Genomic DNA, 21,455 nt, shown 5'->3' with positions numbered 1-21,455 from the left:
CCGGTTACATTCGCGGCCCGTTGTCAGCTACGCAGCGTCTCGATCACGGCACTGAAGTCCTTGTCGGCGTGGTCGGCAGCGAATTTCGCGTAGATCTCGGCTGCATGCGTGCCGAGTGGAGCCGAGGAACCCGTCGAGGACACCGCGGCCATCGCCAGGCCGAGATCCTTGTTCATCAGTGCGGTGGCGAACCCCGGCGTGAAATCGTTGTTGGCCGGGGAGGTCGGAACCGGGCCGGGCACCGGGCAATTCGTGTGAACTGCCCAGCAGTTGCCGGTCGCGCCGGTGATCACGTCGAACAGTGCCTGCTTGTCCAGGCCCAGATGCTCGGCCAGCACGAACGCCTCACCGACGGCGATCTGCTGCACAGCCAGCACCATGTTGTTGCACACCTTGGCGGCCTGGCCCGCACCCGCGGCGCCGCAGTGAATGATCTTGCCTGCCATGGGTTCCAGCACCGTACGGGCCGCATCGACCGCATCATCGGAACCGCCGACCATGAAGGCCAGCGTGCCGGCCACCGCGCCCTTGACCCCACCTGACACCGGCGCGTCGAGCTGGGCGAAGCCGTGCTCGAGCGCGACCTTGTGCACCTCACGGGCATCGTCGACCGAGATCGTCGAGCTGTCGATGAACAGGGCCCCATCGGTGGCTGCGGGCAGCACCTCGGCGTAGCAGCTCTTCACCAACGTGCCGTTGGGCAACATGGTGATCACCACGTCGGCACCGGTGACTGCCTCGGCGCCCGTATCGAACACGTTGACGCCGTTGGCCTTTGCTGTCTCCTGCGCGGCCGGTACCGGGTCGAAACCGCGTACGGTGTGCCCGGCCGTCACCAGGTTGGCGGCCATGGGCCCGCCCATGTGGCCCAGCCCCAAGAACGCGATCGTGCTCACGTACATCTCCTATGCAGAGTTGCGGGCGCGTGCTGATTCGGAGCGTCCGATCACCACACGCATGATTTCGTTGGTTCCCTCAAGGATGCGGTGCACCCGCAGATCCCGGACGATTTTCTCCAGACCGTACTCAGTCAGATAGCCGTAGCCGCCATGCAACTGCAACGCCTGATCGGCCACCTCGTAACACGTGTCGGTGACATACCGCTTGGCCATCGCACACAGCGTCACCTTGTCGGGGTGGTTGCCATCGAGCGCGGAGGCTGCCCGCCACAACATGTTTCGTGACGTCTCCAAACCGGTGGCCATATCGGCCAAGGTGAACCGGATGGTGGGCTCGTCGATCAGGGCGCCGCCGAAGGCCTGACGGTCGGCCAGATAGCTCAACGTCTTGGCGTAGGCGGCCTGAGCTCCGCCCAGCGAGCAGGCAGCAATGTTGATCCGCCCGCCGTTCAGGCCGTTCATGGCGATCCCGAATCCGGTGCCCTCGGTGCCGCCGAGCAGGGCGTCGGCCGGGACGCGCACCCCTTCGAAGATCACCTGTGCGGTGGGTTGGGCGTTCCAGCCCATCTTCTGCTCCTGCGCACCGAAACTCAGCCCCGGCGTGTCCTTCTCGACCACGAAGGCCGAGATGCCCTTCGGGCCGTCGGCGCCGGTTCTGGCCATCACGATGTACATGTCCGAGATGCCCGCGCCGGAGATGAACTGCTTGACCCCGTCGAGGACGTAATGATCGCCGTCACGAACCGCCCTGGTCCGCAGCGCCGCCGCATCCGAGCCGGCACCTGGCTCGGTCAGACAGTAGCTGGCGATGGTCTCCATCGAGGCCAGCTTCGGCACCCAGGTCTTGCGCTGCTCCTCGGTGCCGAAGCTGTCCACCATCCAGGCGCACATGTTGTGGATGGACAGGAACGCCGCCAGCGTGGGGTCGGCGGCCGCGAGTTGCTCGAAGATGCGTACCGCATCCAGTCGGCGCAGCCCGCTGCCGCCGGCGTCCTCACCGCAGTAGATCGCGCCCATGCCGAGTTCGGCAGCCTCGCGCAACACATCGGTGGGGAAGTGGTGCGTCATGTCCCACTCCAACGCGTATGGTGCGATGCGCTTTTCGGCGAACGCGGCCGCCGTGTCGGCGATCACGCGTTCGTCGTCATCCATCTCGAACATGGTGGTGAACGTCCCTACTTGAAGGTCGGGATGACGAACTCGGCGCCATCCTTGATGCCCGACGGCCAGCGCTCGGTCACGGTCTTGACCTTGGTGTAGAACTGGATCGACGCGGTCCCGTACTGGTTCAGATCGCCGAAGCCGGACCGCTTCCAGCCGCCGAAGCTGTGGTAGGACACCGGAACCGGGATCGGCACGTTGACCCCCACCATGCCGACCTGCACCCGCGAGACGAAGTCGCGGGCAGCGTCGCCGTCACGGGTGAACACCGCCACGCCGTTGCCGTACTCATGCTCCGAGGGCAGCCGCAGGGCTTCTTCGTAGTCGTGCGCACGCACGATGCACAGCACCGGTCCGAAGATCTCGTCGGTGTAGATCGACATGTCGGTGGTGACGTTGTCGAACAGGGTGGGGCCGATGAAGTAGCCCTTGGATAGATCGTGATCGCCGAAGGCCAGATCGTCGCTCGCCCGCTCGCGACCGTCGACCACCAGCTCGGCCCCGGACTCGACGCCCTGGCCGATGTAGTCGCGGACCCGCTCGAGGGCGGCACCGGTGACCAGTGGGCCGTAGTCGGCCTTGGGGTCCAGGCTGTGCCCGACCCGCAGCTGGTTGATCCGCTCGACGAGCTTGTTGCGCAACCGGTTCGCTGTCTCCTCGCCCACCGGGACAGCGACACTGATCGCCATGCAGCGCTCGCCGGCACTGCCGTAGCCGGCGCCGATCAGCGCGTCGACGGCCTGATCAAGGTCGGCGTCGGGCAGCACCACCATGTGGTTCTTGGCGCCACCGAAGCACTGGGCGCGCTTACCGTGGGCGGCCGCACCGGAGTAGATGTACTGCGCGATGTCCGAGGATCCGACGAAGCCGATGGCCTTGATGTCAGGGTGCTCGATGATGGCGTCGACGGCTTCCTTGTCGCCCTGCACCACCTGCAGTACGCCCGGCGGCAGGCCGGCCTCGGTGAACAATTCGGCCAGCCGCAGCGGAACCGAAGGATCCCGCTCGGAAGGCTTGAGAATCAGGGCGTTACCGCACGCGAGTGCCGGACCGGCCTTCCACAGCGGGATCATCGCCGGGAAGTTGAACGGGGTGATTCCGGCGACCACCCCCAGTGGCTGGCGGATCGAGTAGACGTCGATGCCGGTGCCCGCGCCCTCGGTGAACTCGCCCTTCATCAGGTGCGGGATGCCGACGGCGAACTCGATGACCTCGATGCCGCGCTGGATGTCGCCGAGCGAGTCGGGGACGGTCTTGCCGTGCTCCTTGGAGAGCAACTCGGCGAGCTCATCGGCATTGGCGTTGACCAGCTCGATGAACTTCATCAGGACGCGGGAGCGGCGCTGCGGGTTCCAGGCGGCCCATTCCTTCTGGGCTTTGACGGCCGAGGCGACCGCGGCGTCGACGTCGGCGGCCGAGGCCAACAGCACCTGCGCCTGCACCTCACCGGTGCTGGGGTAGAGCACGTCGGCTGTGCGGGTCGATCCGGCGTTGGTGCGCTGGCCGTCGATGTAGTGCTGAATTTGTGTGGTCATGACATCCATCCAAGAGATATGCGCGTGGCGAGGCCCCGGAAGCGCCCGAGATACTTGCATATCCTAGTAATTGGCCGGAGTCTTTGGCAAGGGGTTCGGAAGTGGCCTTTTTCGCGGGTGACACCGACGAGATGCGGCGGTATCTCCGGGCTGTCTACCGTCAGGTCGGATTGCTGCCCTGAGCCTTCTGTTGCTGCCAGCGATCCAGCAGGGTGGGGATCTCGGCCATCAGAAATGCGTAGAAGTCGCGCATCTGGGTCAGGCGGTGGTAAGCCGGGCCGTTGCCGCCGGTGTCCGTGATGCCGGCGTCGGCGGCGGCTTGCATGGCCGCGATCGTCTCGTTCTGGCTGGTGAACAGGACCGCCCACGCGTCGTCACGTAACCGGAAGTGGTCGCGTCGGCTGGCCGGGGCGGGAACCCGCTCGGCCAGGCCGACCGACGTCAGCATCTTCAGGGACCCCGAGATCGACCCGGCGCTGGCCTGCAGGGTTTCGGCCAACTCGGCCATCGTGACGCTGGATTGTTCGGAGAACAGCAGGGTGGCGAGCACGCGCGCGGGCATCCGCTGCATGCCGTGTCTGCTGAGCACCAAAGCCAGCTGCTCGGCTCCGTGCTGTAGGTCTGTGGACTTCGGCACCGCGAATCCTCTTCGCCAAGAATAGTCTTCAATAATTTCTGAAAGTTTAGTACAGTCGTGGACACTCTGGAAAGCGTGGAGTGGAAATGTTTCCTCCTGCATCGAAGGGCACTGATGCTTACTGCGACCGATGTCATCGACGTCCGAGGGCTGACGTTCACCTATCCCAAGGCGACCGAACCGGCCGTGCGCGGTATGGATTTCAGCGTCGCGCCCGGGGAGATCTTCGGTTTCCTCGGGCCCAGCGGTGCCGGGAAATCCACCACGCAGAAGCTACTCATCGGTCTGCTGCGCGGGCACGGCGGCCAGGCCACGGTGTGGGGCCGCGACCCCGTGGACTGGGGACCGGACTACTACCAACGCGTCGGCGTGTCCTTCGAACTTCCCAACCACTATCACAAACTCACCGGCCTGGAGAACCTCCGGTTCTTCGGCTCCCTGTACGACGGGCCGACGGCCGACCCGATGGAACTGCTCGAGGCGGTCGATCTGGGTGACGCCGCCAACACCCGAGTTGCCCAGTACTCCAAGGGAATGCAGATGCGGCTGACGTTCGCGCGGTCGCTGATCAACAACCCCGAGCTGCTGTTCCTCGACGAACCCACCTCGGGGCTCGATCCCGTCACGGCCGGCAAGGTGAAGCGCATCATCCTGGACCTGAAGGCTCGGGGCCGCACGATCTTCCTCACCACCCACGACATGTCCACCGCCGATGAACTGTGCGACCGGGTGGCTTTCGTCGTCGACGGTGCCATCGTGGCGCTGGATACCCCGGCCGAACTCAAGATCGCCCGTAGCCAACGCCGCGTCCGGTTGCAGTACCGCGCCCCCGACGGGCTGGCCACCGCCGAGTACGGGATGGACGGCCTGGCCGACAATACGGATTTCCATGCGATTCTGCGCAATCACCACGTCGAGACGATCCACAGTCGCGAAGCGAGTCTCAACGACGTCTTCGTCGAGGTCACTGGGCGACGGCTGTCATGAGCCGGTTGCTCACCGCGATGAGGCTCGAACTGACCGTGGCGACCCGGCAGAAGTTCCTGCACGCGGGTGTGTTCTCCGGTCTCATCTGGCTGGCGGTACTGCTGCCGATGCCGCGCGACCTGCGCCCGGTCGCCGAACCGTACGTGCTCGTCGGTGACATCGCGATCATCGGCTTCTTTTTCATCGGCGGCTCGGTGTTCTTCGAGAAACAGGAGCGGACGCTCGGCGCCGTCATCTCCACCCCGTTGCGGTTCTGGGAGTACTTGACAGCCAAACTCTTTGTGTTGTTGTCGATCTCGTTGTTCGTGGCAATCGTGATATCAACCATCGCCGACGGATTCAGCTACCATCCGGTGCCGCTGGTCCTCGGGGTCCTGCTCGGCACTCTGCTGATGCTGCTGGTCGGGTTCATCACGTCGCTACCGTTCGCCTCGGTCACCGACTGGTTTCTGGCCGCCACCATCCCGCTTGCGGTCATGCTGGTGCCGCCACTGATCTACTACTCGGGGCTCTGGCCGAACCCGGTGTTGTACGTCGTGCCCACCCAGGGTCCGCTGCTGCTCTTGGGTGTGGCGTTCGATCAGACGGCGTTGACGAACTGGCAGCTGCTCTATGCGGTGCTGTATCCCGTGCTGTCGCTGGTCGTTCTGTGGCGGTCCGCTCACGTGCTGTTCGGACGCTATGTGGTCGAAAGGTCGGGTGTGCTGTGACCGCAGTACTGAGTTCCGCCACCGGCCGAGCCCTGGCTGCGTTCGGCCGCAACGATATTCGTGGCACCTACCGTGATCCGTTGCTGGTGATGGTGGTGTTCGCACCCGTGATCTGGACCAGTGGCGTGGCTCTCCTGACGCCCAAGGTCGCTGAGATGCTGGCGCAGCGTTACGACTTCGACCTCGTGCCGTATTACCCACTGGTGCTCACCGCGTTTCTCCTACTGACCAGCATCATCATCGCCGGGGGACTTGGTGCGTTCCTGATGCTCGACGAGGTCGACGCCGGCACGATGGCGGCACTGCGCGTGACGCCGGTACCGATGTCGACGTTCTTCGCCTATCGAGCGGGCACAGTCATGGTGGTGACCACGGTCTATGTGATCGCGACATTGTCGTTCAGTGGCATCCTGGAGCCGGGGCTGACCGGGGCACTCCTCCCGATCGGGTTGGTCGCCGGACTGTCGGCCGTGGTGACGCAGCTACTGATTGTCAACCTGGCGGGCAACAAGATTCAGGGCATCGCGATGCTGCGTGCGTTGGGCATGCTGATCGCCGGCCTGCCGTGCCTGCCGTGGTTCATCGACTCGCCGTGGAACCTGGCCTTCGGAGTGCTGCCGCCGTATTGGGCTGCCAAGGCGTTCTGGGTCGCCAGCGCGCATGGCACCTGGTGGCCGTATCTCGTCGGCGGATTGGCATACAACCTCGCGATTGCCTGGCCGTTATCTCGTCGGTTCGTCGCCAGATCTGCGCTGTAGACGGCGTCGCGGTCAATAATTCGAACCCCGCACAGAATGCGAATGTGTCTCAGCTACTTCTCAGTTACGGTCACGCGGCCAGCGGCTGCTGGCGCCTCGTAGCACAGAAGGAGAACGAGTGAGACTCGCTCTACGGCCGTATATGACCGCCGGCGTCGCCCTGGTCGGCGCCGGTGTCATCGCAGTCACCCCGGTGACTGCCCCGCCGCCCGAAATCCAGACCCACGCAGTGCAACTCAGTGGCACGGCCATTGACGATCCGATCGCCGTGTTCAGCCCGGTCTTCGAGCGGGTGGACACGCTTGTTCAGCAGGCCATTCAGGCGCAGATCGACAATCCCTTCCCGATCGTCAACGGGTTGATCGGGAAGGCGATGTCGGATGGTCAACTCCTGGGCGGGGTCGCGACAGTGGTCGGTCAGCAGGTCTCCACCGTGGCAGCCAATTTTCCGGCCGCCATGGGCAGAGCGGCCCAAAGGGCTGCCACGGGTGACTTCACCGGCGCGGTCGGCGAGTTCACCCCCGTCTTCAGTGGGCCGATCTTCCAGCTGATCCAGCAGTGGCCGGCTATCCCGGCCTATGTGCGGCAACAGTTCGTCGTCGCGGGGCAATTGGTGAGCGAAGCCATGGGGGTAAGTTGGTCGATCACCATGGGGCAGGCAATGAGAGTGTTCACTGTGGTGAACGCGGTAGCTGGCGCCCTCGATGAGCTCGCAGTCGCGATTCCGGCAGGTGATGCCGGGCGGGCGGTCAACGCCGTCCAGCACGGCATCGCCAATACCGCCGACGCAGTGCTGAGTATTGCCGGCGGGGTAAGGGTGCACCTCGATCGCAGCCGTGTCAGGGTCCGTAACATCCTCAACCCGCCTCCGCCCGCACCTGCGACTGCGGAGCGGTCCGGCACACCGGCGGTTACGGATGCTGTGACGTTGTCGCTGCCGGCGGCAGCACCGGCCAAGGAATTGCCGGCCACGACGGACACCGACGCAACCCCCGTATCGGCGGTTGACGCGCCCGAACCCGAGCCGTCGACGACGGAACCGTCGGGCGAGACGGAACAAGTCAAGAAGACCACGAAACCCCTTGTCCGGCAGAGCCTCATCGCGGTTCCGGGCAAGAGCGGGATCGACCGGGCCGGGTCTGATCGGTCGGCCAAGGTGGCTTCCGATGTGAGAGACACGATCTCGTCGACCGTCAAGAAGGTCGATGAGGGGATCAAGAAGGCGTTCGCCAAGCCTGAGAAGAAGGCGGCGTCGGGATCCCACGACAGCGGCACCGGTTCGACCGGCAAGGGCGACGCCGACTAAACCGGTGAGCTGACGCGCGGGTACCCCAAATGTTCACCCCGGGGGTACCTGCGCGTCTGTTCATGCTCGTCAGCCGAGGGGTTCGGCCCGGCCGGAGCGGGCCGATCGCACCGCGCCGATGCCGGCGACCGTGACCAGGGCGACACCGAGGTAGCCGAGAACTCCGATCTGCTGACCGAGTACCACGAGCCCGGCAAGCGCGGCGGCGACCGGTGACAGGCAGGTCAGCACGGCAAATGTGGCGGGCGGCAGCCGGCGCAGGGAGATCAGCTCCAGCGAGTACGGGATCACCGACGACAACACCCCCACCGCGGCGCCAATCCCGAGGACGCGCCAGTCCAGTGCCTGCAGGTGCGCCGAGGCGACCGCAAACGGGGCGACGACAAGTGCGCCCATGGCGGTGGCAAGTGCCAGGCCGTCGACGCGACGGAACTCCACGGCGGTACGTGCAGACGCCAGGATGTAGCCGGCCCAGGCCACCCCCGCCGCGGCCGCGAAAGCGAATCCCGTGGCCTCGAAATGCCCGCCCCCGGCGTGCGGCAGGCCCAGCGATGCGACGCCGGCGAGGGCCAGCACCGCCCACAACCATGCGGCCCGGCTCTGACCGGTCACCACCGAGAGGATCAGTGGACCCAGGGCTTCGATGGTCACCGCGATTCCCAGTGGGATCCGCGCGATGGCCAGGTAGAAGCAGAAGTTCATCGTGGCCAGCGTCGCGGTCAGGGCGATCGCCGCACCCCAGGCCTGTCTCGTCAGGCCCCGAACGGTCGGACGTACCGCCGCACACAGGATGACCCCCGCCACCGCGAACCGGGCGAACAACGCTCCCACTGTCCCGACCGCGGCGAACAGGCCGACCGCGAACGCCGCGCCCACCTCCTGGCTGACCGCGGCGATCACCACCAGCAGCGTTGCCCCGAGCGGGGCGCGGGTGGTCACACCGTCACCGGAAGCTGCGCCCCCGTCGCGAGTTCGGCATAGCCCCGCATCAGCCGCAGCGCGGTGGCCCGGTCGAGGTCGGGATCTCGTGCCACGATGCGGTATCCGAGATAGTCCTCCATCGCCATCAGGGGCATCGCGATATCTCGGGCGGGCGCTGTCAGCGTGAATGTGCCTGCCGCAGATCCAGATTCGAGAATCTGGGCGTAGAGATCGACCTGGCGGTGATAGATGTGCTGGACGTCGGGGCGTTGATCGAGCACGAACCCGGCCGCCAGGACAGCCCGCAGGATCGCCCGCCACTCGGCGTCCTCCGGTCCCGACGGTAGGCCGGCGGCGATCATGAAAGCGATCTGATCGCGGGCATCGGCGGTGCGCTGCACCACGGCGAGCCGATCGTCGTAGAACTTGCGGTCGGAGCGCTGCGCGAGTGCCGAGAGCAGTTGGTCCATCTCCCGGAAGTAGTACCGCACCGCGTTGGGGGTCACCTTGAGCTCAGCGGCCACGTCCGCGATCCGGAGGCCGGTCAGATCCTTGCGTTCGATCAGAGTGATCGCAGCGTCGAGGATCTCCTCGCGTCGTTGAGCTTGTCGATTCGGCCGTCCCACGGGTCACATCCTTACCGGTTTTCGCCGGTTCGGTTGCATCGAGCGGCGTCGGCAGCCATTATTTTCCAATCTTGAAAACAATTTTGCCACCACCTTCCGGGGGAAGCGTGCCCGAGTGCTCCTCGCGTCCACGCCCCCGAGCCCGCGACATCGGCGTCGTCATCGGTGAACATCCGACCGGTCCGAAGAATGCCATCACCGATGTGGCCGGAGTGTCCGTCGGCCACCACACGGTCCAGCGGTCCGGCCCCAACCCGGTCAACACGGGTGTCACGGTCGTGGTCCCGCACCCGGGGATCTTCACCGAACCGGTCTTCGCCGGCGCACACCGACTCAATGGCAACGGCGAGCTCACCGGCCTGGAATGGATCCGCGAATCCGGCGAGCTCACCACGCCTATCGGGCTCACCAACACCCACAGCGTCGGTGTCGTTCGCGATGCCCTGGTCGAGGCGCAGGTGCAGGCCCGCGGCGAGGGGTTGTACTGGTCTCTGCCGGTGGTCGGGGAGACCTACGACGGGCTGCTCAACGACAGCAACGGCTATCACGTCCAGGCCGAGCACGTGTTCGCCGCACTCGACGATGCCACCGATGGGCCGGTCGGTGAGGGCAATGTCGGTGGCGGGACGGGAATGATCTGCCACGGCTTCAAAGGCGGCATCGGCACCGCCTCGCGGGTGACCGACACGGTGGCCGGGCAGTACACCGTCGGCGTGCTGGTGCAGGCGAATCAAGGTCGGCGGGAACGTCTTCGGGTCAACGGCGTGCCGGTCGGCGAGATGGTGGGCCCCGAACTGGTGCCGACGCCTGATCTGCCGATGCGCTACCCGGCCGGAGCCGGCTCGATCATCGTCGTCGTCGCCACCGACGCGCCGCTGCTGCCGCTTCAATGCACCCGGCTCGCGCAGCGGTCCGCCCTGGCCGTCGGCCGGGTGGGCGGAACCGGTGAGCAGTACAGCGGCGACATGATGCTGGCCTTCTCCACCGGGAACCGGGGGATTCCGCCGTACGGATGGGATGAGAACCCCGATGCCAACCGGCCCGAGATCGGGGTGCGCATGGTGGCGCCGCAGCTGATGACCCGGCTGTTCGACCTGGCGATCGAAGCCACCGAGGAGGCCATCGTCAATGCGCTGGTGGCCGCCGAGACCATGACCGGCCGGGGTGGATTGACCGCCCATGCGCTCGACCACAAGCTGCTGCACGCCGCGCTGCTGCTGGAGGGGCACTGATCCCATCCGCCGTGTCAGCACGGGCGCGGGAGGAACAGCGACCAGCACATGTTGGGCGGCTGCCACGGATAGGGCGGTGGCGGGTTGTCCCCGTCCCAGACCGTGGACGAAACATTGCCCTGGCCTTGGTTGACGTAGTGGTAGCTGTGGCAGACGTTCCAGTCCCAATTCGGTCGGGCGTCCGCCGGCGAGTTGAACCCGCCGCCGTAGCCGCCCGGTTCATCGCCGGGACACCACTGGTACGGACCAGCGGCCTGGGCGGCACCCGTCCCGAGTGTCAGGCCGGCCAGGCCCAGACCGCCGGTGGCCAGAAGCGTCGTCGCCAACCGCGAAGTTCGGTTCATCGTGATCTCGATTCGATGGGCGCGTGTTGCGTTGATGCGCTCATCGTCGTCGGACCCGGCCGGGCCGTATGCAGTAGCCGACTACCTCAATTCACGTCCCGGACGATTCAGTCCCGGACGCGGGCGCGCAGCTCGTCGACGAAGGCGCGGGTTGCGTCCCACGTCGGCAGGAGCCCGGCGGCGCGGACCTGCTCCAGCGTTGGGGCGGCCGCGTCGCGCTCGGACAGCACCGGCTCGCTGACCGGCCAGTCGATCCCCAGATCGGTGGCCAAGATGGTGTGCTCCTGCCCCGGGCTGTACGGCGCCGAACACAGGTACATCACCGTCGAGTCATCCTCCATCGACAGGAAGGCGTGGCCGAGGCCCTCGGACAGGTAGATCGAACGGCGACTGTGTTCGTCGAGCAGCACCGAGTCCCACTGTCCGTAGGTCGGGGACCCCACTCGGATGTCGACCACCACGTCGAGCACGGCACCGCGGACGCAGGTCACGTACTTGGCCTGGCTGGGAGGCAACTGAGCGAAATGCACACCGCGCAGCACCCCGGCCGCCGACACCGAACAGTTGGCCTGCCGCAGGTCGAAGTGGTGCCCGGTCATCTCGGCGAACCCAGCGTCGGTGAACCATTCGAAGAACAGCCCGCGTGCGTCGCCGTGCAGCCGAGGGGTGATCTCCCAGGCGCCCGGGACGGTCAGCTCCCGCGCGGTCACTGGCCGCGTCCCGTGTAGGCGTCTTCTACATCCTTTTTCAAAGGGCTCCACCAGGATTCGTTGTCCCGATACCACTCGATCGTGGCGGCGAGCCCCTCATCGAAATCGGTGTGCTTGGGCGCCCACCCCAATTCGTCGTGCAGGGTCGACGGGTCGATGGCGTAGCGCAGGTCGTGGCCCTGTCGATCGGTGACATGGTCGAAGTCGTTCGGGTCGCGGTCCATCAACCGCAGCAGGGTGCGCATGACGGTGAGGTTATTGCGCTCGCATTCTGCGCCGATGAGGTAGGTGCGGCCGGCCTGACCATTCATGAGGATCTCCCACACCGCACGGTTGTGATCGTCGACGTGGATCCAGTCGCGCACATTGGCGCCGGTGCCGTAGAGCTTGGGGCGCCTGCCGGTGAGGATGTTGGTGATCTGGCGCGGAATGAACTTCTCCACGTGTTGATAGGGGCCGTAGTTGTTGGAACAGTTCGAGATCGTCGCGCGCACACCGTAGGACCGCACCCAGGCCCGCACCAGCAGATCGGCGGCGGCCTTGGTGGACGAATACGGGCTCGACGGGTTGTACGGCGTGCCCTCGGTGAACCGGCCCGGATCGTCGAGCTCGAGATCGCCGTACACCTCGTCGGTCGAGATGTGGTGCAGCCGTACTCCGTGCGCGCGGACGGCCTCCAATACCGTGAACGTGCCGACGACGTTGCTGTGCAGGAACGGTTGCGGATTCGCCACCGAGTTGTCAACGTGCGTTTCCGCGGCGAAATGTATGACGGCGTCGGCCTCGGCGACCAACTGGTTCACCAGATCGGCGTCGGCGATATCGCCCTGCACCAACCGAACCTGATCGGCCACCGGTGCCAGCGATTCGCGGCTGCCCGCGTACGTCATCGCGTCGAGCACCGTCACCGAAGTGGTCAGTGCATCTCCGACGGCGAGGCGCACGAAATTCGCCCCGATGAACCCGGCGCCGCCGGTGACCAGTAGCCGCATGGCGCCAACCCTAACCGGCCGCGTCAGCCGTTCAGGCCCAGCGGTCCGGCCAATGCGGCCAAGGTCGGGATCAGCTTGTCCGGACCGCCCAGGACCTGGATCGCAACGTGGTCGGCGCCGCTGGCGACGTGTTGTTGCAGACGTGCGGCGATGTCCTCGGCAGTGCCGTGCGCGACGACCGCGTCGATCAGCTTGTCGCTGCCGGGTTTGGCGATGTCGTCTTCGGTGAAGCCGAGGCGGCGCCAGTTGTTGAGGTAGTTGCTCAGGTTCAGATAGAAGTCGACCGTCTCGCGTCCGATCGCGCGGGCCGCCGGACCGTCGGTGCTCAGTACCACCTTGTGCTCAGGGGCCAGGAACACCGAGTCGCCCAAGACATCTCGGGCATGGGCGGTGTGTTCGGGCGTGGTCAGGTACGGGTGGGCGCCGGCGCTCCGCCGCGCCGACAGCTTCAGCACCTTGTCGCCCAGCGCGGCGATCACCAGCCGACTGGTCGGCACCTTGGCGGCGTCCAGCGCATCGAGGTACTCCACCAGCGCGTCATACGGCTTGCGGTATTCCTCGGTGTGCTCGGGATGACCCACGCCGACGCCGAGCACGAACCGGCCCGGGTACGCCGCCTCGATGCGGTGAAAAGATTCGGCGACCGCGTTGGCGTCGGCCGTCCAGATGTTGACGATGCCGGTGGCCAACTGGAGAGTCTGCGTCTGCTCCAGAATCGGTTCGGCGAACGAGAGGTCGGCGGCGGGGGACCCACCCACCCACAGCGCGCCATAGCCCAGCTTCTCGATCTCGGCGGCCTGCTCGGGTTTCACCGCGCCGAACGTCCATGCCCCGTAGCGACCCAGATCCGGTTTGAGCGACAGTGATTCGGTCATCTGCGAGTCCTTTTCTATCGCGGCCTGTCGGCGCGTCTAGCCCAGGCCGAGCGGCCCGGCCAGTTCGGTCAGTGCGGGTACCAGCTTCTCCGTTGAGGTCAGCACCTGTACAGGTACGTGGTCGGCGCCGGCTTCGCGATGCTGCTGCAGCCGAGCGGCCACGGCATCCACGGTGCCATACGCGACGACCGCGTCGATGAACCGGTCACTGCCCGGTTTGGTCACGTCCTCGTCGGTGAAGCCCAGCCGTTTGAAGTTGTTGAGGTAATTGGTCAGACCCAGGTAGACGTCGAGTGCCTTGCGGCCGACGGCACGGGCTTTCTCGGTGTCGGTGGTCAGCACGACCTTGTGTTCGGGGGCCAGGAACGCGTCGGGGCCGATCAGCTCGCGGGCCTGCGCCGTGTGTTCGGGCGTGGTCAGGTACGGGTGCGCGCCGGCCGACCGTGCCGCCGACAGTTGCAGCACCTTGGGGCCGAGCGCCGCGATGACCCGGCGGTGTTGCGGAACGCCGTACTCGTCGAGCTTGTCGAGGTAGTCGGTGAGCGCGTCGAGTGGCTTTCGGTACTCGCCGATCGCCTCGCGGTGCCCGACCCCGATTCCCAGTAGGAACCGGCCCGGATAGGCCGCCTCGATGCGGTGGAACGACTCGGCAATCGGGCCTGCCGCCGCGCTCCAGATGTTCACGATGCCGGTGGCCAGCTGCAATGTGTTGGTAGCGGCCAGGATCGGATCGATCCACTCCAGTTCGGCCGGCGGAGATCCGCCGGCCCAGATCGCGCCGTAGCCCAGCCCCTCGATGTCCCGCAACTGCTGCGGGGACAGCTGCTGGAACTGTAGGTAGTGGCCGAACGCGCCGAACGTGCCGAGGTCCGGCTTGGCGCCGGGGATGTCTGTCATGGTTGCCTCAACCCGCTCTCCCGTTGCGGCTATTCCGAAAAACTCACGACGATTCAGCCGGTTCCGCCGCCAGCAGGGACTCCGGCGCGGTCGCGACCAACGGCAACAGCACGATGAACCGGGTATCGCCCGGCCGCGACTGCACGCGCAGATCGCCGCCGTGCTTCTCCACCACGATCCGCCAGGCCAGGTCCAGGCCGAGTCCGGTGCCCTCGCCGAACGGTTTGGTGGTGAAGAACGGCGTGAAGATGCGCTCGAGATCTTCCTGGGGGATGCCGGGCCCGTCGTCGCAGATCTCCACCCGGATCATGTCGTCGGTCTCGCGGCTGGTGCGCAGCGTCAAGGTGCCGTGGCCGCCCATCGCCTGTATGGCATTGTCGATGATGTTGGTCCACACCTGGTTGAGATCAGCTGGGTAGCAGTGCAATTCGGGCAGTGATTTGTCCAGTTCCTTGGACAGGGTGACCGGCTTGTCCTTGCCGACCTTGTCGCCGAACATCATCAGAGTGCTGCGCAGACCCTCGTGGACATCGGCAATCTGGTAGGAGCCGCGGTCCATCTGTGAGTACTGCTTGGCGCCGGCCAGCAGCGTCGAGATCCGCTTGCTCGCCTCGGCAACCTCGTTCATCCGCAGCTCGGTGTCGATGGTGTACTTCAGCCAGCCGAGTGCTCCCGGCAGCGTGGCCGAGCAGTCGACGCCGCTGATCGTTGCTTCGACGCGTTCCAGCCAGTCGATGTCGAGACCGGCTTCGACGAACGTCGGGGCGTAGTCCCAGGCGTACACGATCTCGTGGGCCTCGAGCCAGTCGCCCATCTCGTCCTCGCGGTCCGAGGTCTCCAGCGCGGTGAGCTCCAGCCCCTTGTGCTTGGCGACCTGCTCGGCGACTTCGTCCTGGATGGTCACCAGCATCCGCAGCGCCTCGGGGGTGAACTTGCCATCGGCCAGCATCGCCAACTTGTGGCGCATCTTGCCGACGCCTTCGCGCAGGTCGGCCACGGCGCGGGCGGTGGCGGCCGCCGGATTGTTGAGCTGATGGGTCAGGCCCGCGGTGATGTTGCCCAACGCCAGCAGCTTCTCGCGGTGGCCGATGATCTGCCGTTGGCGGCGCCCACCGACCATGTGACCTTCGAGCAGGTGCACGGCCATCGGGAACTCGTCGCGCATGAACTTTGCGAACGCACCGGCGTCGAGCACGAAGAACCGCGACGGCCGGGTCACCCGTACCGACGCCTGATAAATCTGTTCCTCACCGGGGATGTAGGCCGACCACGCGCCGCAGTACACGCCGCGCTGCGACGTCCTGCTGGTCTCGATGTCCGTCCCGGCCGAGCGCTTGGACATCACCAACTCGCCGTCGATCAGCACGTAGAAACACGTCGCGGGATCGCCCTCGGTGATGATGGGGCCGGGCTCGAACACCGCGATGTGCCCGTTGTCGCACAGCGTCTGCAGCTGTTCGTCGGTCAACGCCTCGAACAGGAACAGGGTCCGCAGTTCGGAGGGCAGGCAGGTTTCGCCCATCGCTCAGTTCCTCTCAGCCTCGCCGACGGTGCCGGCCATCACGCTTCTGCCAGGTAGCGGTGCACCAGCATGACCGCCATCGACCCTTCGCCGACGGCGGCTGCCACCCGCTTGGCGGACTCGGCACGCACGTCTCCTGCAACAAACACACCGGGCACACTTGTTTCCAGGTGATGTGGCGGCCGTTCCAGGGTCCAGCCGCACACGTCGCGCAGGTCGGGCCCGGCCAGGATGAACCCGTGGTCATCGCGGGCCACCACGCCGTCGAGCCAGTCAGTGCGCGGGGTGGCGCCGATGAAGCAGCACAGCCGCGCCGCGGGCACCTTCTCGTGCTCGCCGGACTGCCGGTCCACGAGCTCCAGTCCCACCAGATGATCGTCTTCGCCCAACGCGGAGACCACCTCGGTGCAGGTGCGCACGTGGATGTTCGACGTCTGCTCGATCTGCTGGATCAGGTAGAACGACATCGACGCTTCCAGCGACGGTCCGCGCACCAGCAGCGTGACCGACTTGGCCTCGCGCGACATGAACATCGCGGCCTGGCCGGCCGAATTGGCGCCGCCGACGATGTAGACGTCCTCGCCCTTGCATTCGGAGGCGTCGGACACCGAGGCGCCGTAGTAGACACCGCGGCCGACGTAGTTTGCCGGATCGGCAGGGTCATCGAAGCAGCCCGGAACCGGGAGCTGGCGGTACTCGACGCCGGTGGCCAGGATGACCGCGCGGGCGCCGATCGTCTCGCCGTCGGCGAACGTGATGGTGCGGGCCGCGCCCGCGATATCGAGAGCGACGGCTTCGCGGGTCGTGATCACCTCGGCGCCGAATCGCTCGGCCTGCCTGCGGGCGGAGGTGGCCAGCTCGGCCCCTGACACCCCGGTCGGGAAGCCCAGGTAGTTCTCGATCCGCGAACTGCGGCCGGCCTGCCCGCCGGTGGTGGTGCCCTCGATCAGGACCGTCCGCAGACCTTCGGACGCGCCGTAGACCGCGGCGGCCAGGCCGGCCGGGCCGCCGCCGATGACCGCGAGGTCATACATGGTCAGCGAGGGGGTGGTCGACAGGCCCAGCATGTCGGCGAGCTCACCGTCGCTGGGTTCGACCAGCGTCTCACCGCCCTCGGTGATCACCACGGGAAGCTGCAGGCCGTCGAGCCCCGCGGCCTCCAGGAGTTGGCGGCCCATGGGCTCATCGGTGGTGAACCCACGGAAGGTGTGCTGGTTGCGGGCCAGGAACTGGCGCACCTCCCAGGACCGCGAACTCCACTGGTGCCCGATCACCTTGGTGTGCGGGATGGCCCGGTCGCCGACGGTGCGCCACTGCTCCAGCAGGCCGTCGATCACCGGGTAGAGCTTCTCCTCGGGCGGATCCCACGGCTTGAGCAGGTAGTGGTCGAGGTCGACGATGTTGATGGCGTCGATCGCGGCGGTGGTGTCGGCATATGCCGTCAACAGCACGCGCCGGGCCATCGGGTAGAGGTCCATCGCGGATTCGAGGAAGTCGATGCCGCTCATCTGAGGCATCCGGTAGTCGGCGACGAACACCGCGACGGTGTCGCCGCGCAACTTCAGTTCGTTGAGGGTTTCCAGGGCGTCCGGGCCGGATTCGGCGCGCACGATCCGGTACCGCTCGCCGTAATGGCGGCGCAGGTCACGGGCGACCGCACGGGATACCGCGGGATCGTCGTCGACGGTCAGGATTACGGGTTTACGGGGCTGGGAGGCGGGGCCGGTCATCGCTACCAAGTATGCGCCGCCAGTCCAGGGGATATCGGGCCGGCGCTTCAGCGGCGCAGCAGACACAGGCCACCCTCTCGGTGATCAAGCGCGCCGCCGAGGCCAGTACCGCGATGCCCCCGACGACGAACGCAGACGCGGATCAGTCCGTACCATCGGAACCCTGAGTCGCGGCCTCGCCGCGCACCAAATCTTGCCGCCAGAGCTGATCAACCGTGATTTTGGCGCAGGCCGTTGAGCGGGTATTGTGGACCAATGGTGCGGCTATCGCGCCGACTTTTTGCGTGCCCCGTCTTGGAACTGCTGATTTTCTGCAATTCCGTCTCGATCCGGCTCACGTAGTGAAGTTGGTCGACGCAGCACCACGACGGGCTGCATTGCGACTGATGAAGCTACGAAACGAAAGCAAGGATCGCCGAAAAGTATGGCCAAGAAAGACGGTGCCATCGAGGTCGAGGGTCGTGTGGTCGAGCCTCTGCCCAATGCGATGTTCCGCATTGAGCTGGAGAACGGACACAAGGTCTTGGCCCACATCAGCGGCAAGATGCGGCAGCACTACATCCGCATCCTGCCCGAGGACCGGGTAGTGGTGGAGCTCTCTCCCTACGACCTGTCCCGGGGCCGCATCGTGTACCGGTACAAGTGACCCGATAGAAGCCCGACCAGTAACGACGAGAAACGGCGACGTGCGTACCTGCGCGTCACCTACAGAGCCAGAAGGATCGAACAGCCGTGAAGGTGAACCCGAGCGTCAAGCCCATCTGCGATAAGTGCAGGGTGATCCGCCGGCATGGGCGGGTCATGGTGATCTGCAGCGATCCCCGCCACAAGCAGCGGCAGGGCTGATGAGCGGCTGCGCGAAGTAGTAGTAGTCGCGCCGCCGCCCGTCTCACCACAACTGAATGATGAATCCCCAGCACCACTGAGCGGATCCGCCGCTCATACGCGATGAGAACTCATCCACGTCCGGCACGGAGGCCGGACCCCGGAGAGCCCTTAGGGGCTGATGGGAACGGGCTGGGACCAGACCTCCGCAGCGAAACAAGAGGAACAGCACACAATGGCAAGACTTGTGGGCGTAGATCTCCCGCGCGACAAGCGCATGGAGATCGCGCTGACCTACATTTTCGGCATCGGCCGTACCCGTTCGAACGAGATTCTCGCCGCGACGGGCATCGACAAGGACATGCGCACCAAGGATCTGACCGATGATCAGGTGACCGTCCTGCGCGAATACATCGAAGGCAACCTCAAGGTTGAGGGTGACCTGCGCCGCGAGGTGCAGGCCGACATTCGCCGCAAGATCGAGATCGGCTGCTACCAGGGCCTGCGGCACCGCCGTGGCCTGCCGGTGCGCGGCCAGCGGACCAAGACCAACGCGCGTACCCGCAAGGGCCCCAAGCGCACCATCGCCGGCAAGAAGAAGGCTAGGTAACCCCGATGGCACCACCGAAGAAGGCCGCGGGCGCCAAGCGCGGTAAGACCACCCGGCGCCGGGAAAAGAAGAACGTCCCGCACGGCGCTGCGCACATCAAGAGCACGTTCAACAACACGATCGTCTCGATCACCGATCCCCAGGGCAACGTCATCGCCTGGGCATCATCGGGCCATGTCGGCTTCAAGGGTTCGCGTAAGTCGACCCCGTTCGCCGCACAGCTGGCCGCCGAGAACGCTGCCCGCAAGGCGCAGGAGCACGGCGTGAAGAAGGTCGACGTGTTCGTCAAGGGCCCGGGTTCGGGCCGCGAGACCGCCATCCGCTCGCTGCAGGCCGCCGGCCTCGAAGTGGGCGCGATTTCCGACGTCACGCCGCAGCCGCACAACGGCTGCCGTCCGCCCAAGCGGCGCCGGGTCTAGGAGGATTTAGAAAATGGCTCGTTATACCGGCCCCGCCACCCGCAAGTCGCGCCGTCTCGGCGTCGACCTCATCGGTGGAGATCAGTCGTTCGAAAAGCGCCCCTACCCGCCCGGCCAGCATGGTCGCGCGCGGATCAAGGAGAGCGAATACCGCACCCAGCTGCAGGAGAAGCAGAAGGCTCGCTTCACCTACGGCGTGATGGAGAAGCAGTTCCGCAAGTACTACGAAGAAGCCAACCGCAAGGCCGGCAAGACGGGTGAGAACCTGCTCCAGATCCTGGAGAGCCGCCTGGACAACGTGGTGTACCGCGCCGGCCTGGCGCGCACCCGCCGGATGGCACGTCAGCTGGTCAGCCACGGACACTTCACCGTCAACGGTGTCAAGGTGAACGTCCCGAGCTACCGCGTGTCGCAGTACGACATCGTCGACGTCAAGGAAAAGTCGCTCAACACCCTGCCGTTCGAGGTTGCTCGGCAGACCGCGGGTGAGCGCCCGATCCCGGCGTGGCTGCAGGTCGTCGGGGAGCGCCAGCGCGTCCTCGTGCACCAGCTGCCCGAGCGCGCGCAAATCCAGGTGCCGCTCGCCGAACAGCTCATCGTCGAGTTCTACTCGAAGTAATGACCTACCGGTCATCCGACCGGTGGGTACCAGACGGCATCAAATAGCGGGTGCCGAGAAGGAGAAACACCATGCTGATCTCTCAGCGACCCACACTGGCCGAGGAAACCCTCGCCGACAACCGCTCCAAGTTCGTCATCGAGCCGCTGGAGCCCGGTTTCGGTTACACGCTGGGTAACTCGCTGCGGCGCACGCTGCTGTCGTCCATTCCGGGCGCGGCGGTCACGAGCATCCGCATCGACGGTGTGCTGCACGAGTTCACCACCGTCCCCGGGGTGAAGGAAGACGTCACCGACATCATCCTGAACCTCAAGGGCCTGGTCGTGTCCTCCGAGGAGGACGAGCCGGTCACCATGTACCTGCGCAAGCAGGGCCCGGGTGCCGTCACCGCAGGTGACATCGTGCCCCCGGCTGGTGTGACGGTGCACAACCCGGACATGCACATCGCCACCCTCAACGACAAGGGCAAGCTGGAGGTCGAGCTCATCGTCGAGCGCGGTCGCGGCTACGTCCCGGCCGTGCAGAACAAGGCTTCGGGCGCTGAGATCGGCCGTATCCCGGTCGATTCGATCTACTCGCCGGTCCTCAAGGTCACCTACAAGGTGGAGGCCACCCGTGTCGAGCAGCGCACCGACTTCGACAAGCTGATCCTCGACGTCGAGACCAAGAACTCGATCAGCCCGCGTGACGCCCTGGCGTCGGCCGGCAAGACCCTGGTCGAATTGTTCGGTCTGGCACGGGAACTCAACGTCGAGGCCGAGGGCATCGAGATCGGGCCGTCGCCGGCCGAGGCAGACCACATCGCCTCGTTCGCGCTGCCCATTGACGATCTCGACCTGACCGTGCGCTCGTACAACTGCCTCAAGCGCGAGGGTGTGCACACGGTGGGCGAGCTCGTCGCCCGCACGGAGTCCGACCTGCTGGACATCCGTAACTTCGGCCAGAAGTCCATCGACGAGGTGAAGATCAAGCTGCACCAGCTGGGTCTCTCGCTCAAGGACAGCCCGGCAACGTTCGATCCGTCTGAGGTTGCGGGCTACGACGCCGCTACCGGCACCTGGACCGCGGACGCCAGCGGCTACGACCTGGATGACACCCAGGACTACGCCGAGACCGAGCAGCTCTAAAGAATTCCGTCCC

At 65.9% G+C, this 21,455-nt stretch carries 24 protein-coding genes; 11 read left to right on the top strand and 13 right to left on the bottom strand.

Annotated features, from left to right (window positions below; translation table 11 throughout):
• Positions 1–23 precede the first annotated feature (23 nt).
• The 4 genes from mmsB to JOF57_RS19115 all read right to left on the bottom strand — a co-directional run bounded on the left by mmsB (position 24) and on the right by JOF57_RS19115 (position 4,166).
• Positions 24–896: a 3-hydroxyisobutyrate dehydrogenase gene (mmsB, locus tag JOF57_RS19130; protein ID WP_307870052.1), complete on the bottom strand. Its 873-nt coding sequence runs from the start codon at positions 894–896 to the stop codon at positions 24–26.
• Between the two features lie 9 nt (positions 897–905).
• Entirely contained in the window at positions 906–2,060 is a 1,155-nt protein-coding gene (locus JOF57_RS19125) for an acyl-CoA dehydrogenase family protein (protein WP_209919035.1), read from the bottom strand.
• Positions 2,061–2,074: 14 nt separating this feature from the next.
• Positions 2,075–3,595, bottom strand: coding sequence for a CoA-acylating methylmalonate-semialdehyde dehydrogenase (locus tag JOF57_RS19120; protein ID WP_209919033.1), 1,521 nt, complete (start codon positions 3,593–3,595; stop codon positions 2,075–2,077).
• A 160-nt stretch (positions 3,596–3,755) separates the two neighbouring features.
• Complete coding sequence (locus JOF57_RS19115; protein WP_209923501.1) at positions 3,756–4,166, bottom strand: GbsR/MarR family transcriptional regulator; 411 nt, start codon at positions 4,164–4,166, stop codon at positions 3,756–3,758.
• 180 nt (positions 4,167–4,346) lie between these two features.
• Between JOF57_RS19115 and JOF57_RS19110 the strand changes: the two genes are divergently transcribed.
• From JOF57_RS19110 to JOF57_RS19095, 4 genes are all read left to right on the top strand, one after another.
• Positions 4,347–5,219, top strand: coding sequence for an ABC transporter ATP-binding protein (locus JOF57_RS19110; protein ID WP_209919031.1), 873 nt, complete (start codon positions 4,347–4,349; stop codon positions 5,217–5,219).
• Positions 5,216–5,929: a fluoroquinolone export ABC transporter permease subunit gene (locus tag JOF57_RS19105; RefSeq protein ID WP_209919028.1), complete on the top strand. Its 714-nt coding sequence runs from the start codon at positions 5,216–5,218 to the stop codon at positions 5,927–5,929. Before JOF57_RS19110 ends, JOF57_RS19105 begins: the two co-directional genes overlap by 4 nt.
• On the top strand, positions 5,926–6,687 hold the full coding sequence (locus tag JOF57_RS19100; RefSeq protein ID WP_209919026.1) for an Rv2686c family ABC transporter permease subunit: 762 nt from the start codon (positions 5,926–5,928) through the stop codon (positions 6,685–6,687). Before JOF57_RS19105 ends, JOF57_RS19100 begins: the two co-directional genes overlap by 4 nt.
• 118 nt (positions 6,688–6,805) lie before the next feature.
• Complete coding sequence (locus JOF57_RS19095; protein ID WP_209919024.1) at positions 6,806–7,993, top strand: hypothetical protein; 1,188 nt, start codon at positions 6,806–6,808, stop codon at positions 7,991–7,993.
• 69 nt (positions 7,994–8,062) lie between these two features.
• Here the strand turns inward: JOF57_RS19095 and JOF57_RS19090 are convergent, their stop codons facing one another.
• The gene (locus JOF57_RS19090; RefSeq protein WP_209919022.1) at positions 8,063–8,932 is read right to left on the bottom strand and encodes an EamA family transporter; all 870 of its coding nucleotides are present in this window, start codon (positions 8,930–8,932) and stop codon (positions 8,063–8,065) included.
• Positions 8,929–9,540 (bottom strand): TetR/AcrR family transcriptional regulator, encoded by a 612-nt coding sequence (locus JOF57_RS19085; protein ID WP_209919020.1) that lies wholly within the window; start codon positions 9,538–9,540, stop codon positions 8,929–8,931. The genes JOF57_RS19090 and JOF57_RS19085 overlap by 4 nt, the downstream gene beginning before the upstream one ends.
• Positions 9,541–9,647: 107 nt before the next feature.
• Between JOF57_RS19085 and JOF57_RS19080 the strand changes: the two genes are divergently transcribed.
• Positions 9,648–10,772, top strand: coding sequence for a DmpA family aminopeptidase (locus tag JOF57_RS19080; protein ID WP_209923499.1), 1,125 nt, complete (start codon positions 9,648–9,650; stop codon positions 10,770–10,772).
• Between the two features lie 14 nt (positions 10,773–10,786).
• On the opposite strand, the gene JOF57_RS19075 is transcribed toward JOF57_RS19080, so the two are convergent.
• The 7 genes from JOF57_RS19075 to JOF57_RS19045 all read right to left on the bottom strand — a co-directional run bounded on the left by JOF57_RS19075 (position 10,787) and on the right by JOF57_RS19045 (position 17,842).
• The gene (locus tag JOF57_RS19075) at positions 10,787–11,116 is read right to left on the bottom strand and encodes a hypothetical protein (protein WP_234938178.1); all 330 of its coding nucleotides are present in this window, start codon (positions 11,114–11,116) and stop codon (positions 10,787–10,789) included.
• Between the two features lie 107 nt (positions 11,117–11,223).
• Complete coding sequence (locus tag JOF57_RS19070) at positions 11,224–11,826, bottom strand: dTDP-4-dehydrorhamnose 3,5-epimerase family protein (protein ID WP_209919018.1); 603 nt, start codon at positions 11,824–11,826, stop codon at positions 11,224–11,226.
• Positions 11,823–12,818, bottom strand: coding sequence for a dTDP-glucose 4,6-dehydratase (gene rfbB, locus JOF57_RS19065; RefSeq protein WP_209919016.1), 996 nt, complete (start codon positions 12,816–12,818; stop codon positions 11,823–11,825). The genes JOF57_RS19070 and rfbB overlap by 4 nt, the downstream gene beginning before the upstream one ends.
• 23 nt (positions 12,819–12,841) lie before the next feature.
• Positions 12,842–13,693 (bottom strand): LLM class F420-dependent oxidoreductase, encoded by an 852-nt coding sequence (locus JOF57_RS19060; protein WP_209919014.1) that lies wholly within the window; start codon positions 13,691–13,693, stop codon positions 12,842–12,844.
• A gap of 36 nt (positions 13,694–13,729) precedes the next feature.
• Positions 13,730–14,590, bottom strand: a complete 861-nt coding sequence (locus tag JOF57_RS19055) for an LLM class F420-dependent oxidoreductase (RefSeq protein WP_209919012.1) — start codon at positions 14,588–14,590, stop codon at positions 13,730–13,732.
• A gap of 43 nt (positions 14,591–14,633) precedes the next feature.
• Entirely contained in the window at positions 14,634–16,112 is a 1,479-nt protein-coding gene (locus JOF57_RS19050; RefSeq protein ID WP_209919011.1) for an ATP-binding protein, read from the bottom strand.
• A gap of 38 nt (positions 16,113–16,150) precedes the next feature.
• Positions 16,151–17,842: an NAD(P)/FAD-dependent oxidoreductase gene (locus JOF57_RS19045; protein ID WP_209919009.1), complete on the bottom strand. Its 1,692-nt coding sequence runs from the start codon at positions 17,840–17,842 to the stop codon at positions 16,151–16,153.
• A gap of 424 nt (positions 17,843–18,266) precedes the next feature.
• On the opposite strand from JOF57_RS19045, the gene infA reads away from it, so the two are divergent.
• The 6 genes from infA (at position 18,267) to JOF57_RS19015 (ending at position 21,442) form a co-directional block, all read left to right on the top strand.
• Positions 18,267–18,488, top strand: coding sequence for a translation initiation factor IF-1 (gene infA / locus JOF57_RS19040; RefSeq protein WP_003418601.1), 222 nt, complete (start codon positions 18,267–18,269; stop codon positions 18,486–18,488).
• 86 nt (positions 18,489–18,574) lie between these two features.
• Positions 18,575–18,688: a 50S ribosomal protein L36 gene (gene rpmJ, locus JOF57_RS19035; protein WP_003879483.1), complete on the top strand. Its 114-nt coding sequence runs from the start codon at positions 18,575–18,577 to the stop codon at positions 18,686–18,688.
• Positions 18,689–18,902: 214 nt separating this feature from the next.
• The gene (gene rpsM / locus JOF57_RS19030; RefSeq protein WP_209919007.1) at positions 18,903–19,277 is read left to right on the top strand and encodes a 30S ribosomal protein S13; all 375 of its coding nucleotides are present in this window, start codon (positions 18,903–18,905) and stop codon (positions 19,275–19,277) included.
• Positions 19,278–19,282: 5 nt separating this feature from the next.
• Positions 19,283–19,696 (top strand): 30S ribosomal protein S11, encoded by a 414-nt coding sequence (rpsK, locus tag JOF57_RS19025; protein WP_004571524.1) that lies wholly within the window; start codon positions 19,283–19,285, stop codon positions 19,694–19,696.
• Between the two features lie 13 nt (positions 19,697–19,709).
• Positions 19,710–20,315, top strand: coding sequence for a 30S ribosomal protein S4 (gene rpsD, locus JOF57_RS19020; RefSeq protein ID WP_209919004.1), 606 nt, complete (start codon positions 19,710–19,712; stop codon positions 20,313–20,315).
• Positions 20,316–20,386: 71 nt separating this feature from the next.
• A complete protein-coding gene (locus JOF57_RS19015; protein WP_209918996.1) occupies positions 20,387–21,442 on the top strand; it encodes a DNA-directed RNA polymerase subunit alpha in 1,056 nt (351 codons plus the stop codon).
• The last annotated feature ends 13 nt before the right edge of the window (positions 21,443–21,455 follow it).

Source organism: Mycolicibacterium lutetiense (assembly GCF_017876775.1).
Taxonomy (GTDB): Bacteria; Actinomycetota; Actinomycetes; order Mycobacteriales; family Mycobacteriaceae; genus Mycobacterium; species Mycobacterium lutetiense.
This window is presented reverse-complemented; position numbering and strand designations above follow the sequence as displayed.